Annotated in this window: 14 protein-coding genes; 3 read left to right on the plus strand and 11 right to left on the minus strand. The window is 57.8% G+C overall.

The genetic code is table 11. The annotated features are described in order from the left end of the window. Positions 1-23: 23 nt before the first annotated feature. The 9 genes from cvpA to PAG01S_RS11295 all read right to left on the minus strand — a co-directional run bounded on the left by cvpA (position 24) and on the right by PAG01S_RS11295 (position 8,745). Positions 24-509, minus strand: coding sequence for a colicin V production protein (cvpA, locus tag PAG01S_RS11255; protein WP_003854265.1), 486 nt, complete (start codon positions 507-509; stop codon positions 24-26). Between the two features lie 265 nt (positions 510-774). After that, positions 775-1,557 carry a cell division protein DedD gene (gene dedD / locus PAG01S_RS11260; protein ID WP_062758700.1) on the minus strand — a complete coding sequence of 261 codons (783 nt, stop codon included), beginning with the start codon at positions 1,555-1,557 and terminating at the stop codon, positions 775-777. Next, complete coding sequence (gene folC / locus PAG01S_RS11265; protein ID WP_062758703.1) at positions 1,547-2,815, minus strand: bifunctional tetrahydrofolate synthase/dihydrofolate synthase; 1,269 nt, start codon at positions 2,813-2,815, stop codon at positions 1,547-1,549. Before folC ends, dedD begins: the two co-directional genes overlap by 11 nt. A 94-nt stretch (positions 2,816-2,909) precedes the next feature. Further along, positions 2,910-3,824, minus strand: coding sequence for an acetyl-CoA carboxylase, carboxyltransferase subunit beta (accD, locus tag PAG01S_RS11270; RefSeq protein WP_010257992.1), 915 nt, complete (start codon positions 3,822-3,824; stop codon positions 2,910-2,912). 144 nt (positions 3,825-3,968) lie between these two features. Further along, a complete protein-coding gene (locus PAG01S_RS11275) occupies positions 3,969-4,631 on the minus strand; it encodes a DedA family protein (protein ID WP_010257990.1) in 663 nt (220 codons plus the stop codon). 29 nt (positions 4,632-4,660) lie between these two features. Next, positions 4,661-5,464 (minus strand): tRNA pseudouridine(38-40) synthase TruA, encoded by an 804-nt coding sequence (gene truA / locus PAG01S_RS11280; RefSeq protein WP_008926481.1) that lies wholly within the window; start codon positions 5,462-5,464, stop codon positions 4,661-4,663. Positions 5,465-5,466: 2 nt separating this feature from the next. Then, positions 5,467-6,474 carry an aspartate-semialdehyde dehydrogenase gene (locus PAG01S_RS11285; RefSeq protein ID WP_062758706.1) on the minus strand — a complete coding sequence of 336 codons (1,008 nt, stop codon included), beginning with the start codon at positions 6,472-6,474 and terminating at the stop codon, positions 5,467-5,469. A 302-nt stretch (positions 6,475-6,776) separates the two neighbouring features. Next, positions 6,777-7,910 (minus strand): 4-phosphoerythronate dehydrogenase PdxB, encoded by a 1,134-nt coding sequence (gene pdxB, locus PAG01S_RS11290; RefSeq protein WP_062758863.1) that lies wholly within the window; start codon positions 7,908-7,910, stop codon positions 6,777-6,779. Between the two features lie 55 nt (positions 7,911-7,965). Then, positions 7,966-8,745: an AraC family transcriptional regulator gene (locus PAG01S_RS11295; RefSeq protein WP_062758709.1), complete on the minus strand. Its 780-nt coding sequence runs from the start codon at positions 8,743-8,745 to the stop codon at positions 7,966-7,968. Positions 8,746-8,842: 97 nt separating this feature from the next. Here PAG01S_RS11295 and PAG01S_RS11300 point away from each other — a divergent pair, with 97 nt between their 5' ends. Both PAG01S_RS11300 and flk read left to right on the plus strand, forming a co-directional pair. After that, entirely contained in the window at positions 8,843-9,742 is a 900-nt protein-coding gene (locus PAG01S_RS11300; RefSeq protein ID WP_010257979.1) for a DMT family transporter, read from the plus strand. A gap of 182 nt (positions 9,743-9,924) precedes the next feature. After that, entirely contained in the window at positions 9,925-10,974 is a 1,050-nt protein-coding gene (flk, locus tag PAG01S_RS11305) for a flagella biosynthesis regulator Flk (RefSeq protein WP_010671443.1), read from the plus strand. Position 10,975: 1 nt separating this feature from the next. Here flk and PAG01S_RS11310 read toward each other — a convergent pair whose 3' ends face one another. Then, positions 10,976-11,419 carry a rhodanese-like domain-containing protein gene (locus PAG01S_RS11310; RefSeq protein ID WP_062758712.1) on the minus strand — a complete coding sequence of 148 codons (444 nt, stop codon included), beginning with the start codon at positions 11,417-11,419 and terminating at the stop codon, positions 10,976-10,978. A gap of 87 nt (positions 11,420-11,506) precedes the next feature. On the opposite strand from PAG01S_RS11310, the gene pdxR reads away from it, so the two are divergent. Then, entirely contained in the window at positions 11,507-12,931 is a 1,425-nt protein-coding gene (pdxR, locus tag PAG01S_RS11315) for a MocR-like pyridoxine biosynthesis transcription factor PdxR (protein ID WP_010671441.1), read from the plus strand. Between the two features lie 85 nt (positions 12,932-13,016). Here pdxR and fabB read toward each other — a convergent pair whose 3' ends face one another. Then, the gene (gene fabB, locus PAG01S_RS11320; RefSeq protein WP_010257968.1) at positions 13,017-14,237 is read right to left on the minus strand and encodes a beta-ketoacyl-ACP synthase I; all 1,221 of its coding nucleotides are present in this window, start codon (positions 14,235-14,237) and stop codon (positions 13,017-13,019) included. Positions 14,238-14,310 lie beyond the last annotated feature (73 nt).

Below are 14,310 nucleotides of genomic sequence, written 5' to 3' on the forward strand. Positions count from 1 at the left end.
ATTAAGCCGCACTCCCGGTCACATCACCGGGGTAAAAAACTCGACGTGCTTTTCAGGTAATCAAAAAACCACCTGATTATATAACTGAACTCGGGAATGAGTTGAGACTGTTGCCAGTCCGGACTTTTGGAAAACCCAGTGAATGTATCGAGGAAGAACAGCAAAGCGGCTACGATCAGCACACCACGCAATGCCCCGAAACAGACGCCCAACACCCGGTCGGTTCCCGACAGGCCGGTTTTTTCCACCAGCGTGCCGATAACGTAGTTCACAATGGCCCCCACAATCAGGGTCGCCACAAACAGCACACCGATGGCGATACCGTTACGAACCAGTTCGTCGTCAAACCCTGTAAACCAGACTGCAAGGTAGGCGTAGTAATGACTGGCGACAAAAAACGCGCATCCCCAGGTAACAAGAGATAAGGCTTCACGGACAAACCCACGGACCAGGCTGACCAGAGCCGAAAAACCAACTACCGCAATAATGACGTAATCAATCCAGATCATGAACTCTTCCAGCGCCAGTGCAATTGCACCCCTGCATCCAGTTCGGGGCGCATTCTAACAGAAAAAGAAAACGTTTGCGTAGCGGTTTTCTTTTTCTGCATCCATAAAAAAGGCGATGAAAAAAAACGCTATCGCCCGGGTGATTCTCAGCCGGACAGGCCGTTGAAAATCGTCAATTTTTTTCGCGGCAGCGCGCATTAAACGCGCTGTCTGAGGGGTAAAAGACGCTGCCTGTTACTGCTATCGGCAGCGCCAATCGCCCGTTTTAGCGGGCGCTGTAGGGTTTCACGACACCGCCCAGTCCTGAGATACTTTTCAGCTCGCCAACCGCACTCTGCATTTTGGCTTTCGACGCATCAGGCCCAACGTAAATGCGGGTGATCTGACCCTGTACCGGCGTTGAAGGAACGGTAAAGGCGCGATAGCCCGACAGCCGCAGCTGCGCGACAATCTCATTCACTTTGCTGGCGTTTTTCAGCGCACCTAACTGCACCACATAAGCCTGCCCTGCCGGCGCTGTCGTCTCTGCTGATTTTGGCGCCTCTTCCTGCTTCGGCTGTTCGACCACTTTAGGCTGTTCAACCGGTTTAGGTTTAGGCTGCTCCACGACTTTTGGCTTCTGCTGTTCGACCGGCTTCTGCTTAGGCTGCTCTGTTACTTTCGGTTTCTGCTGCTCAACGACCTTCGGCTTCGTCACCGTCTGTGCGGGCACAGACTGATGGACCGGCGGCGGCGAGACCACTACCGGATCGCTCTCGTCTTCCGGTTGAGTCCGACCCTGCTCTGCCGTAGCGTTGGTTTTACCGTTGCCATTGCTGCTGCTGACCGCATTGCCCGCGCCTTCCGGCGGCTGTGCCGGCAGCGACTGGGTTACCGGCGGCACCATTTCGCTGTCCTGCTGATCGTCAGGTTTCGGCACCAGCGGAATGGCGGCGAACTCCTCTTTGTAATGCTTTTTCTGACCATCCAGCAGCCCTGGCAGCACAATCACGCCAACGGCGACCAGAATAACGGTGCCGACTAAACGGTTCTGAAACTTACTTGCCACGTCCTTTCTCCGTTTCAATCGATTCCATGACCTGTGCAACGGTGTGGAATGAACCACAGACCAGCACAATGTCCTGCGGCGCTGCCCGCTGGCGTGCCTGCTGCCAGGCGAGCTCAACCGAACTAAAAGCCTCGCCCTGCGACAGGTTGTTCAGCAGTTGCTCAGCACTGGCGCCGCGCGGACCCTCGAGGGGCGCGCAGTACCAGGCATCGACCACCGGTGCCAGCGCCGCCAGCGTTCCGGCGATATCTTTATCATGCAGCATGCCCACCACGGCGTGCACTTTGCCGCGTTTCGGCAGTGACGCCAGCCGCGACGCCAGATACGCTGCCGCATGCGGGTTATGGGCGACATCCAGAATAACGCGCGGTGATTCGCTGAGGGTCTGAAAACGGCCTGGCAGCATCGCCAGCGGCAGGCTGGCGCGAATCTGCGCCTCACTGACCTCAAGCCCGGAGACCCGCAGCGCCACCAGCGCGGTCGCCGCGTTAGGCAGCGGCACCTGCGGCAGCGGCAGATCGTTCAGCTCACCCGTCGCATCACGCAGTGACCAGCTTTCTGCCTGCGCATGCCACGACCAGTCACGGTTGCGCTGCAACAGCTGCGCACCTTTTTCCTGTGCGACCACGGCAATACTCTGCGGCATATCCGGTTCACCCACTACCGCAGGTTTCCCCGCCCGGAACACACCGGCTTTTTCACGCCCAATGCTTTCGCGATCCGGGCCAAGCCAGTCGGTGTGATCGAGTGCAATGCTGGTGACCACCGCGACATCGGCATCCACAATGTTTGTCGCATCCAGCCGTCCGCCTAGGCCGACTTCGAGGATCACGACATCCAGCTGCGCCTGGCGGAACAGATTCAACGCAGAGAGCGTGCCAAATTCAAAATAGGTCAGCGAAATATCTGCACGTCCGGCTTCAATCTCCGCAAAACTGGCGCAGTGCTGCGCTTCACTCAGCTCCTCTCCCTGAACCCGAACGCGCTCGGTATAGCGCACCAGATGCGGTGAGCTGTACACGCCAACGCGGTAGCCCGCGGCGATCAGCAGCGTTTCCAGGGTGCGACAGGTGGTGCCTTTGCCATTGGTACCGGCCACGGTAAAGACAAAAGGAGCGGGTTTCAGCAGGTCGAGACGAAGCGCTACCTGACGAATACGGTCCAGACCCAGTTCAATGGCCTGAGTATGCAGGTGCTCAAGATAATAAAGCCACGTGGCCAAAGGCGACGTGGCTTGGGGAAGGTGAAGATTGTCCATATGTCCCGTTTTGCTTATTTATACCTGGCAGGCTGCTGCTGCGGTATACGGTGCATTGGTAAGAGGTGCTTTGGACGCACCTCTCTATCTCCTGTCAGGCCTCGTTGCTTTCCGATTCAGTCGTCGCCGGAGCGGACTGTTCACCGTCATGCAGCGGTGCCGGCAGGTTCATCATTTTTGCCAGCAGGCTTGCCAGTTTGTAGCGCATTTCCGGACGGCGAATGATCATATCAATCGCGCCCTTTTCAATCAGGAACTCACTGCGCTGGAAGCCCGGCGGCAGTTTTTCACGCACGGTCTGCTCAATAACGCGTGGGCCGGCAAAGCCGATCAGTGCTTTAGGTTCCGCGATATTGAGGTCGCCCAGCATGGCAAAACTGGCCGAAACACCACCCATAGTCGGGTCAGTCAGCACGGAAATATAAGGCAGACCGCGCTCACGCATTTTTGCCAGTGCCGCACTGGTTTTCGCCATCTGCATCAGCGACTGCAGCGCTTCCTGCATACGCGCCCCGCCGCTGGCGGAGAAGCAGATCAGCGGGCAGTTATCTTCTAACGCCTGCTCAACCGCACGTACAAAACGCGCACCGACCACAGAGCCCATTGAACCGCCCATAAAGGCAAATTCAAAGGCCGCCGCAACAACCGGCATGCCGTGCAGCTGACCTTTCATGACCACCAGCGCATCTTTCTCACCGGTGTCTTTCTGGGCCGCGATCAGACGATCTTTGTACTTTTTGGAGTCACGGAACTTGAGCAGATCTTTAGGTTCAAGTTCACTACCCAGCTCAACCATCGTGCCCTGATCGAGGACACTGCCTAGGCGCTCACGGGCGTGCATCCGCATGTGATGGTCACACTTCGGGCAGACCTCAAGATTACGCTCCAGCTCGGCGCGGTAGAGCACCTGACCACAGCTGTCACACTTGGTCCAGACCCCTTCCGGGATACTGGCTTTGCGCACAGGCGTTCCGGTGCTTTTATTAAGAATGCGTTCAATCCAGCTCATTGATGACCTTTCTGTTTAAAACTGACCTGGTCCAGTCGTCTTGATACTGCTGAAAACCGCTTCAGCAGACGGTAAATGTCGCTCATTAAACCACAACCTGTTCAGACTGTGGATAAAAATCTGGTCTTACCCCTGAGCGCAGCCTTACGGCTGCTTCTGCTGCTTAGCCTGACGGCGATGACGCCAGACTTCAATCACACCTGGCAGAATCGAGACCAGGATAATGCCCACAATCAGCAGCTTCAGGTTTTCCTGCACCACCGGCAGATCGCCAAACAGGTAGCCGGCATAGGAGAACAGCAGCACCCAGAGCAGCGCACCCGTTACGTTGAACAGCGCGAAGTGGCGATAGGACATATGGCCCATACCGGCAACAAACGGCGCAAAGGTTCGCACGATCGGCACGAAGCGCGCCAGGATAATGGTTTTTCCACCATGACGGGCATAAAACGCATGGGTTTTATCCAGATGGCTGCGACGGAAAATCTTCGAGTTCGGGTTACTGAACAACCGTTCGCCAAACAGGCGGCCAATGGTGTAGTTCACTGCGTCGCCCAGAACCGCGGCCACCACTAATAATGCCACCATCACATGCACATTAAGATCGTTACCCGGCAACGCCGCCAGTGCGCCCGCCACAAACAGCAACGAGTCACCCGGCAGGAAGGGCGTCACCACCAGACCGGTTTCGCAGAACAAAATCAGGAACAAAATAGCGTAAATCCAGATACCGTACTGTGCAACCAGTTCGGCAAGATGCACATCAATGTGCAGAATAAAATCAACCAGAAAATGGAGAAACTCCATGGCGCGCCCTTTTAAGTCCTGAAAGTGAATTAATCCGCGAGGAACAACGGTCCCATCGACGGCTGTGGTAACGCAAAGTGGGATGGGTAATCCACCGCCACCAGATACAACCCCTCTGCCCGGGCTGTGGCTGCGGCTAATGTCCGATCCTTCGCCGCCAGCAGCGTTGCCATCCATGACTCCGGCTTATTGCCGCAGCCTATCTCCATCAGGCTGCCCACGATATTGCGCACCATGTGATGCACAAAGGCGTTGGCTTTGATATCCACAATCACGTAGGGGCCCTGACGCGTCACGTTGAGGTGAATCACGTTGCGCCACGGTGTACGCGACTGGCACTGCACGGCTCGGAATGAGGTGAAATCATTCTCGCCTAACAAACATTGCCCGGCTCGCTGCATTTTCTCTGCATCCAGAGGATGGTAAAAGTGCGTCACGCCCTGCGCCAGCACCGCCGGACGCAGACGCTGATTGTAGATCAGGTAGCGATAGCGTCGGGCCGTGGCGCTGAAGCGGGCATGAAATTCATCCGGCACCGCTTTCACCCAGCGCACCGCAATATCCGGCGGCAGATTGGCGTTGACGCCCAGCGTCCAGGCGCCATCAGGCCGCTGCGAGGTGGTCTCGAAATGGACCACCTGCCCCGTCCCGTGTACGCCAGCATCGGTGCGGCCAGCACAAAAAATACTGACCGGATGATCGGCGACTTTCGACAGCGCGCGCTCAACCTTCTCCTGCACGCTGCGGACTTCATTCTGACGCTGCCAGCCGTAGTAACGGCTGCCGTCATACTCGATGCCGAGCGCCAGTTTTTGCGTCTGACCATCGGACATGGTTACAGATACTCCTGAACCAGTTTCTCAGCGGTTTTCACCGCCATCAGCGCGCCGCCAAAACGAATGTTGTCCGCTACTGACCAGAACTGCAGCAGCTCCGGGATACCGTAGTCGTTGCGCACAGCGCCGATGCTCAGTTCGCCGTTGCCTGAGGCATCCGTGACCGGCGTCGGCACTTCATCCTCTTCGCTCAGACGAATATCTGACGCCAGCGCCAGTTCGGCACGCGCTTCTTCAGCAGAGAGCGGGCGCAGGTTTTCGATATGCACAATCTGCGCATTACCGTAGAACACCGGAGCCTGTACGCTGCTGACCGCAATCGGTAAGCCTTCGTCCTGCAATACCTTACGCACCTGATCAATCAGGCGACGCTCACTCTCCACGCTGCCTTCTGCGTCGGCCTGTTGTGGCATCAGGTTAAACGCCAGCTGACGACCAAAATGGTGTTCATCGGCCGGAAGACCGTTCAGCAGGCGGGCACTTTCCCCGGCCAGCGCATCGACAGCCAATTTGCCGTAGCTGGAGACTGAGATCAGGTTAGTCACCTGTAAACGACTCAATCCGGCCGCATCCACCAGCGGTTTAATTGCGGTCAGCAGCTGGCTTACCAGGTTATCCGCCACGCTGATGATGTTGCGATTGCGATAATCTGCCAGCACCTGCGGATTCACATCCGGCACCACCAGCGGCACATCGGGTTCCAGCGCAAACAGCTCGCTGCTGTCGATTACCAGACAACCGGCATTGGCCGCTTCCTCGGCAAAGCGCGCCGAGGCGTCACGTCCCGCCACGAAAAAGGCCAGCTGCGCCTGTGACCAGTCGAACGTCTCCGCATTTTCGACCCGCACCGAGCGGCCTTCGAAACGTTTGATTTCGCCCGCGCTGTTTTCGCTGGCCAGCAAATATAATTCACCAACCGGGAACTGGCGTTCCGCCAGCAGTTCCAGTACAGCGTTCCCTACTGCGCCTGTCGCGCCAAGTAGCGCAATATTCCAGCCGTCAGACATGTTGGTTTACTCCAGACAATGACATAAAAACAGAAGGCGGTGATATTCACCGCCCAGGGATTCAGATTTATCCCCGTCGTCTTTCACGTTGCATCTTTGTTGGCTGCGTTCACTCACCCGAATCACTTACCTGAGTAAGCTCATCGGGATTCGTTCTCTTGCCGCCTCAATGCAACCCGAAATCCATTGGGTATATCCCCCCAGAACCCGCCGTCATGCAGACATGCCAGCAGCGCCCGCCTTCCGTTCACTGATTAATTCAGTGCGGAAACCGCGCCAGGGCGCCTGACCTGCAGCGCCCGCTATTCCGGGGAGATGATTGCGTTAAAGCCCAGCTGGTTCAGCAGCTCAGCGGTTGTGGCGTCATCGCAGTTCACCTGCAGCGATGACCACTCGCGGCGCTCCTGATACTGCTTGCGCAGGCGATCAAACTCGCCGGGTTTCGCCGCCACTTTACGCAGGGGGGCATCATCGCGGCGCACATCATACACCAGATGCGCCAGGCGTTTCAGCGTTGGCTGATCCAGCGGGCCATTCAGGGTGATTTCACTGAATTCCGGCACCGGCAGTAAGGTACTGAGCGGCACCTGCTGCGGCTGACCAATAAAGTCGCACCAGGCTTCAAACACCTGGGTGGTGCCGCGCGCTTTGCCTTCCAGCGTGTAGCCCGCGATGTGCGGCGTGGCGATATCGACCTTATCCAGCAGCGCCAGCGACAGATCCGGCTCCGGCTCCCAGACATCCAGCACGACGCTAAGATCGTGCCGCATTTTCAGCACCTCCAGCAGCGCGCTGTTGTCCACCACCGGGCCGCGACAGGCGTTGATCAGAATAGTATTAGGCTTTAGCGCCATCAGCAGCGCCGCATCCGCCAGATGCCAGCTTTTATACGGGCCCTCTTTAAACAGCGGCGTATGGAACGTCAGAATATCAGCCTGCTCTGTCACAGCCTCCAGCGACAGGAAATCCCCCTCGTCACCGCGATCGGCGCGCGGCGGATCGCACAGCAGGGTTTTGATGCCCCAGGCCTCAAGACGCTTTTGCAGTCGCCCACCGACGTTACCGACGCCAACGATGCCGACAGTGCGGTCACGCAGCTGGAAACCATCGCGTTCCGCCAGCAGCAGCAGCGCAGAAAAAACATACTCCACCACCGCAATGGCGTTACAGCCGGGTGCGGCAGAGAACGCAATGCCCGCCTGCTGCAGCCAGGTCTCGTCGATATGATCGGTGCCCGCCGTGGCGGTTCCGACAAATTTCACCGGCTTTCCTGCCAGCAGGGCCTCATTAACCTGGGTGACTGAGCGCACCATCAGGCCATCGGCATCGGCCAGTTCAGCCACCGGCAGCGGACGCCCCGGCACCGCGACCACGTCGCCGGTACGGCTGAATAGCTCACGGGCATAAGGCATATTTTCATCGACCAGAATTTTCACCACGGCTTTCCTGTCAGTTACATATCAAGCAATTATTCTGGCACAAAGCGACGCGTTAGCCTAACCGCGCACGGTAGCGTTCGGGCGTGGTTCCCGCCTGTTGCTGGAACATCACAATCAGCGCCGAAGCTGAACCGTACCCCAGCTCATGGGCGATGCTCTGCACGCTTTCCCCCTGCTCCAGCAGCACAATGGCGCGCAGAAACCGCAGCCGCTGCCGCCACTCGCCAAAGGTCATATGAAGCTGCTGCTGGCAGCGCCGCGCCAGCGTCCGTTCGGTGGTAAAGACCCGCGCCGCCCAGCCTGCCAGCGTGGTGTTATCGCCCGGATGCGCTTCCAGCGCATGTAACACCGGCGCCAGAAATTTATCGTCAGAGGTGGGCAGATAACTCTCCTGTACCTGCGCCAGCTGCAGGCGATCGCGCAGCACCTCGCACAGCCGCCACTGCGCATCCGTTTCGGGTTGCTCGATTTGCTGCTCAGCAAACTCATCCATAATGGCATGTGCAATGGGATCGACCAGCAGCAGGCAGGCGCGCCGGGGCAGATCGGCGCATAACGGAGCCGCCAGATTAAAAGTACGGAACTGTGCCTGACGATGGTTATAGCTACTGTGAAGCTGACCCGGTGGGATCCAGACCGGAATATCTGCCGGTGTCAGCAATCGCTCACCCTCGACCTGCATCTCCAGTACGTGGCTTTTCACCATAATGAGCTGACCCCAGGCATGCGCATGCGGCAGATATTCGGTGCGGGCATTGGCCTGCTCATAACGCATAAAGTAGCGCAGTTGCGGCGCGTCAAGGGGCGGCTGGTAGATCACTTTCAGGGTCATTCTGTCCGCTCCACAACTAATTTTGTCCGATATTAACTATCTGAATAAATCCGGACAAGCGTACACTGCGCCTCATTATGGCGTGTGGAGAGTCAGCATGTTTTTCCTGTACCCGCTCTTTGCGGTAATAATCTGGTCGATCAACTCAATTGTCAGCAAACTCTCGGCGGATGCGATCGATCCGGCGGCGATCTCATTCTACCGCTGGTTACTGGCGCTGCTGGTGCTGACGCCCTTTGTGCTGCCCGGCGTGTGGCGCACGCGTCAGGTCATTAAACCGCACCTCTGGCGGCTGGCGATCCTTGGCCTGCTCGGCATGGTGCTCTATCAGAGTCTCGCCTACTACGCAGCACAAAGTGTCAGCGCACTCTTTATGGGCATTATCGGCGCCCTCATCCCCCTGCTCACCGTGCTGCTGAGCGTGGTGATCCTACGGATTGCGCCGACGCTGGGCATCCTGCTCGGCAGCATCATCTCCTTTACCGGTCTGGTGTGGCTGGTCAGTGAGGGCAACGTGATGCAGCTGCTGAATCACGGTCTGGGCAAAGGTGAACTGCTGATGCTGGCCGCCTCTGCCGCCTATGCGCTGTATGGCGTGCTGACACGCCGCTGGGCGCTGCCGCTGCCGATCTGGCAAAGCCTGTATGTGCAGATTTTATTTGGTGTCGTACTGCTGTTGCCTGGTTTTCTGCTGGCCCCCGAGGTGGCGCTTAACCGGCACAACCTGCCGCTGGTGGCCTTTGCCGGTCTGTTTGCTTCGATCATCGCGCCGTTCCTGTGGATCCACGGTGTGCAGCGTCTGGGTGCCAGCACCACCAGTATCTTTATGAATCTGATCCCGGTATTTACCGCGGTGATCGCGGTGATTTTCCTGCATGAGCAACTACATAGTTACCACTGGATTGGCGGCGGTCTGACGCTTGGCGGTGTGATACTGGCGCAGCGGCTGCGTACCCCCTTATCCCGCCGTAAACCGGTGAGCCACCCACAGGCCTGAATAGCGCGGCTGTGGCGAGTGAGGGTGCTGTTGAGGATGGCAGTGAAGAAAGGCTACAGCTGAAGCGTAAATCTCGCGCCGAAACGCATGTCCCCCGTGGGATTTCCCGGGGGCTTTTGCTATCATGGCCTATTCATTTTCCGGCGCACCCCACGCTGTTCTGTTTTCCCAAGGAATCCGCCATGCAACCACTCAGCGGCCCCGGTGTGCCGGTCGGCGATCGTTCATCTGTCAATCCGCAAACTGGCGTAACGCGTCACGGTTCAGTGGCCGGTGAACAGCCCCTCTCCCCTGCGCAGCGCACAACGTTAGAACGCCTGATCGTGCGTATCTCATCGCTCAGTAATCTTAAAGCGCCTGAACTGTGGGCGGGCGTACGCCATGAAGTGGGCGTAAAGAGTGAAGCGGAATTACAGTCGCGTCATTTTCCGGCAGCGGAACAGTACCTTAATGGCCGCCTTACGCAGACGCAAAATGGGCATGCCACACGCCAGCTGATGACCCAGCTCACCGATCTGCTGCCGAAAGGGAATAACCGTCAGGCCGTCAGCGACTTTATCCGTCAGCAATTTGGTCAGACCGTACTGAGCGCGCTGAGCCAGGATCAGCTGCGCCAGGTGCTGACGATGCTGCAGAACGGGCAGATGACGATTCCTCAGCCGCAGCAGATCCGCGTCAGCGATCGCACGCTGCTGCCTGCCGAGCACCATACGCTGAATCAGCAGGTGGTACGCCTGGCCGCTGCCACGGGCGAATCCACCGGTAAGCTGTGGACGGCTGCGCTGAAACTGGTCAACCTGACCAGCGGTGATCCCATCCCGTCGCGCCACTTCCCGCTGCTGACCCAGTATCTGCAGGTACGTCAGACGCTGAGTCAGCACAGTGCACCGACGCTGCAATTGCTGGAAGCGTCCCTGAAACAGCCGCTTGATCAGCAGGAGCGGCAGCAACTGGAGGATTACAGCCAGCAGCGTTTCCAGGCGACACCGCAGACGGTGCTCACCGTAACGCAGACCCAGGATCTGCTGAACTTCCTGTTCAGCCGTCGCGCCGACCGGGCAGAAAAACTTCTCGAACAGCCGCTGGCTGCCAGCGAGATTAAACCGCAGCCGATCTGGTCGCCCTTTGTTGCGTCGCTGCCGCCCGCGATTCAGCCTCTGGCAGAGCGCCCCCTGCTGGGTTTCTTTGTCGCACTGGTTGTCATCACCCTTTTACTCTGGCTGGTCCTCTGAGTTAACAGCCACAGAATGCTTTGGGCGTGGCGACTGGCCATTCGCCCGGTGCATCACCCCAGGTCAGCGGATGACCGTCACGTTTCCAGAAATCCAGCCCGCCAATCAACTCCTTCACCTGAAATCCCAGCGAGGCCAGTTTCCAGGCCGCTTTCGTCGAGCCGTTACAGCCAATGCCGTCACAATACGTGACATAAACTTTACTGCGATCAAGCCGGGCCGTCGTAGTGGCATCCATCTCGCGATGCGGAAAGTTGATCGCGCCGCAAATATGCCCGGCGCGATAAGCCTCCGGCGCACGAGCATCGATTACCACGATATCCGGGATTTGCCGTTCCAGATCTTCCGCCAGATCCCAGGCGTCGGTGTAAAAAGCGAGTTTTGCCTGCAGATAGTCGAGGCTTTGCTGCGGGGTGGCGGCCGGAATTCGTAAAACCGATGACATAGCGATTCTCCTGTTGTGGTGAGTCTGCAGTTTACGGCAAAGTGGACTGCTTACTGATACCCATTCCCCATCAGGTATAAGACCCATATGTCTTCACCGTTATTACAACTTTTTCAGCATCAGACCAGTGGCGGCGTGCGCGAGCGGCTCTGCTCTACCCTGCGACTGGCGATCAACCGGCACCATCTGCATGCTGGTCAGCAGTTGCCGTCCAGTCGGCAGCTGGCGCAGGATCTGCGTCTGTCACGTGTGACGGTGGAAGCGGCCTACGGACAGCTGGAAAGTGAAGGCTATCTGCGACGCGAGACCGGTCGCGGTACTTTTGTTGCCATCATCATCCCCACCCACTCATCATCATTTCCGGCCCGGCCTCAGCCCGTCCGTTTCTCGGCGCGGGGCCAGCAGGTACTGGCAACCGGTGGCTGTCAGGATCCCCCTTTTCCCCATGCATTCGCCGCCGGTTCACCGGAGTTACGCGCTTTTCCCCATGACACGTGGCGACGCCTCGGCAGCAGCGTGCAGCGTTCACTAGGCAGTGCCGCAATGGGATATGGCGATCCCTGCGGCTACCTGCCGTTACGCAGCGCACTCGCGGATTATCTGGCACTTTCCCGGGGCGTGGCATGCCAGCCGGAACAGGTGATCATTCTGACCAGTTCACAACAGGCACTGCAGTTACTGGCAATGATGTTCGTCGATCCCGGTGATGAGGTATGGATGGAGGAGCCGGGCTATCCTGGTGCGCGTAACGCCTTTCTGGCTGCCGGCGCACAGGTGCGCGGGATTGAGGTCGATGCCGAAGGTGCCATCCCCGCCAGCGGCAGTGCAAAACTGATGTATCTGACGCCATCGCATCATTACCCTACCGGCGTGACGCTGAGCCTGACGCGACGCCTGGCGTGGCTGGACTGGGCGCAGCGCAACCGGTGCTGGCTGATCGAAGACGATTATGACAGCGAATTTCACTACGACGAACGTCCTATCCCTGCGCTACAGGGACTGGATCGCCATCAGCGGGTGATTACGCTGGGCACCTTCTCGAAGTCGCTGTTTCCCTCCCTGCGGCTGGCCTGGATGGTGGTCCCGCCTGCGCTGATTACCCCCATAGGCCAGGCACGCAGCGTGCTGGATGGACACAGCGCCCTGCTGCCGCAGGCTGTCACCGCCGCCTTTCTGCAACAGGGACATTTCGCCAGCCATCTGCGGCTGATGCGTCAGCTCTATCACAGCCGTCGCGATCTGCTGCTGACGCTAATCGCTCAGCAACTGTCGCCGTGGATCACGCCGATTGTCAGCAGCGGCGGATTACAGGTAACTGTCAGACTGCAACAGGATGAAGCGCGATTAAGCGCACTGGCGGCTCAACAGGGTTTGCTGCTGCCGCGTCTGAGTCCGCTCTATGCCGGGCCTTCATCTCAGCAAGGCTGGATGCTGGGCTTTGCCGCACTGACGCCTGACGAGATTGTGGCAGGATGCGATACATTGCTGCGGCTGCTGCAGCGGGAGGGCTAAAACGGAGGGTTGAATGAGGTAAAGCGGATGGGCTGTAAAACAAAAAGGGCCGGCAAGCCGGCCCTTCAGAGTGCTGACGTAATAATTACGCCTGATATTTACGCATGGTCAATGTGGCGTTGGTGCCGCCAAAACCAAAGCTGTTAGACATCACGGTAGTCAGCTCTTTTTCCATCGGCTCAGTGACGATGTTCATACCGGTTGCTGCCGCATCAAGCGAGGTGATGTTGATGCTTGGCGCGATAAAGCCATGCTCCAGCATCAGCAGCGAGTAGATCGCTTCCTGCACGCCAGCCGCACCCAGAGAGTGGCCGGTCATCGCTTTCGTTGCTGAGATGTATGGCGTGTTATCGCCAAACACTTCACGAATCGCACCCAGCTCTTTCACATCACCCACCGGGGTAGAGGTTCCATGGCTGTTCAGATAGTCAATCGGGGTATCGACACCGTGCATCGCCATCTTCATGCAGCGCACTGCGCCTTCACCTGATGGAGCAACCATGTCTGCACCGTCTGAAGTGGCACCATAACCGACGATTTCGGCATAGATATGCGCACCACGTGCCAGCGCATGCTCCAGTTCTTCAACGACGACCATGCCACCGCCACCGGCGATAACAAAGCCGTCGCGCTCATTGTCATAAGTGCGTGACGCTTTTTCTGGCGTGTCGTTGTAACGGGTAGAGAGCGCGCCCATGGCGTCGAACTCACAGGCCATTTCCCAGCACAGCTCTTCGCCGCCGCCCGCAAAAACGATATCCTGTTTGCCAAGCTGGATCTGCTCAACGGCGTTACCGATACAGTGCGCAGAGGTGGCACAGGCGGAGCTAATCGAGTAGTTTACGCCATGAATTTTGAATGGCGTTGCGAGGCAGGCAGAGACGCCAGAGGCCATCGCTTTGGTGACAACATAAGGGCCAACCGCTTTCAGGCCGCGTGGGCTGCGCATTGCGTCAGCACCAAATACCTGGAAACGTGGGGAGCCGCCGCCTGAACCCGCAATCAGACCCACACGTGGGTTGCTCTGATACGCTTCAGCGCTGAGGCCAGAATCTTTAATCGCTTCTTCCATGGAAAGATAAGCATAGATGGACGCATCACTCATAAAGCGCACAACTTTGCGATCGATGAGGCCGGTGGTATCTAATTTAACGTTACCCCAGACGTGACTACGCATGCCGGAATCTTTCATCTCTTCAGAAAAGGTGATGCCAGAGCGTCCTTCACGCAGAGATGACAGCACCTCCTGCTGGTTATTACCAATACTGGAAACGATCCCTAAGCCAGTAATCACAGCACGTTTCATTCAATCTTCCTCATCCACTTCTTCTTAATTGGCATGCACTCTAGCGTACACTTGTACGCCGAACAAGTCCGAT

This window comes from Pantoea agglomerans NBRC 102470 (assembly GCF_001598475.1).
Taxonomy (GTDB): domain Bacteria; phylum Pseudomonadota; class Gammaproteobacteria; order Enterobacterales; family Enterobacteriaceae; genus Pantoea; species Pantoea agglomerans.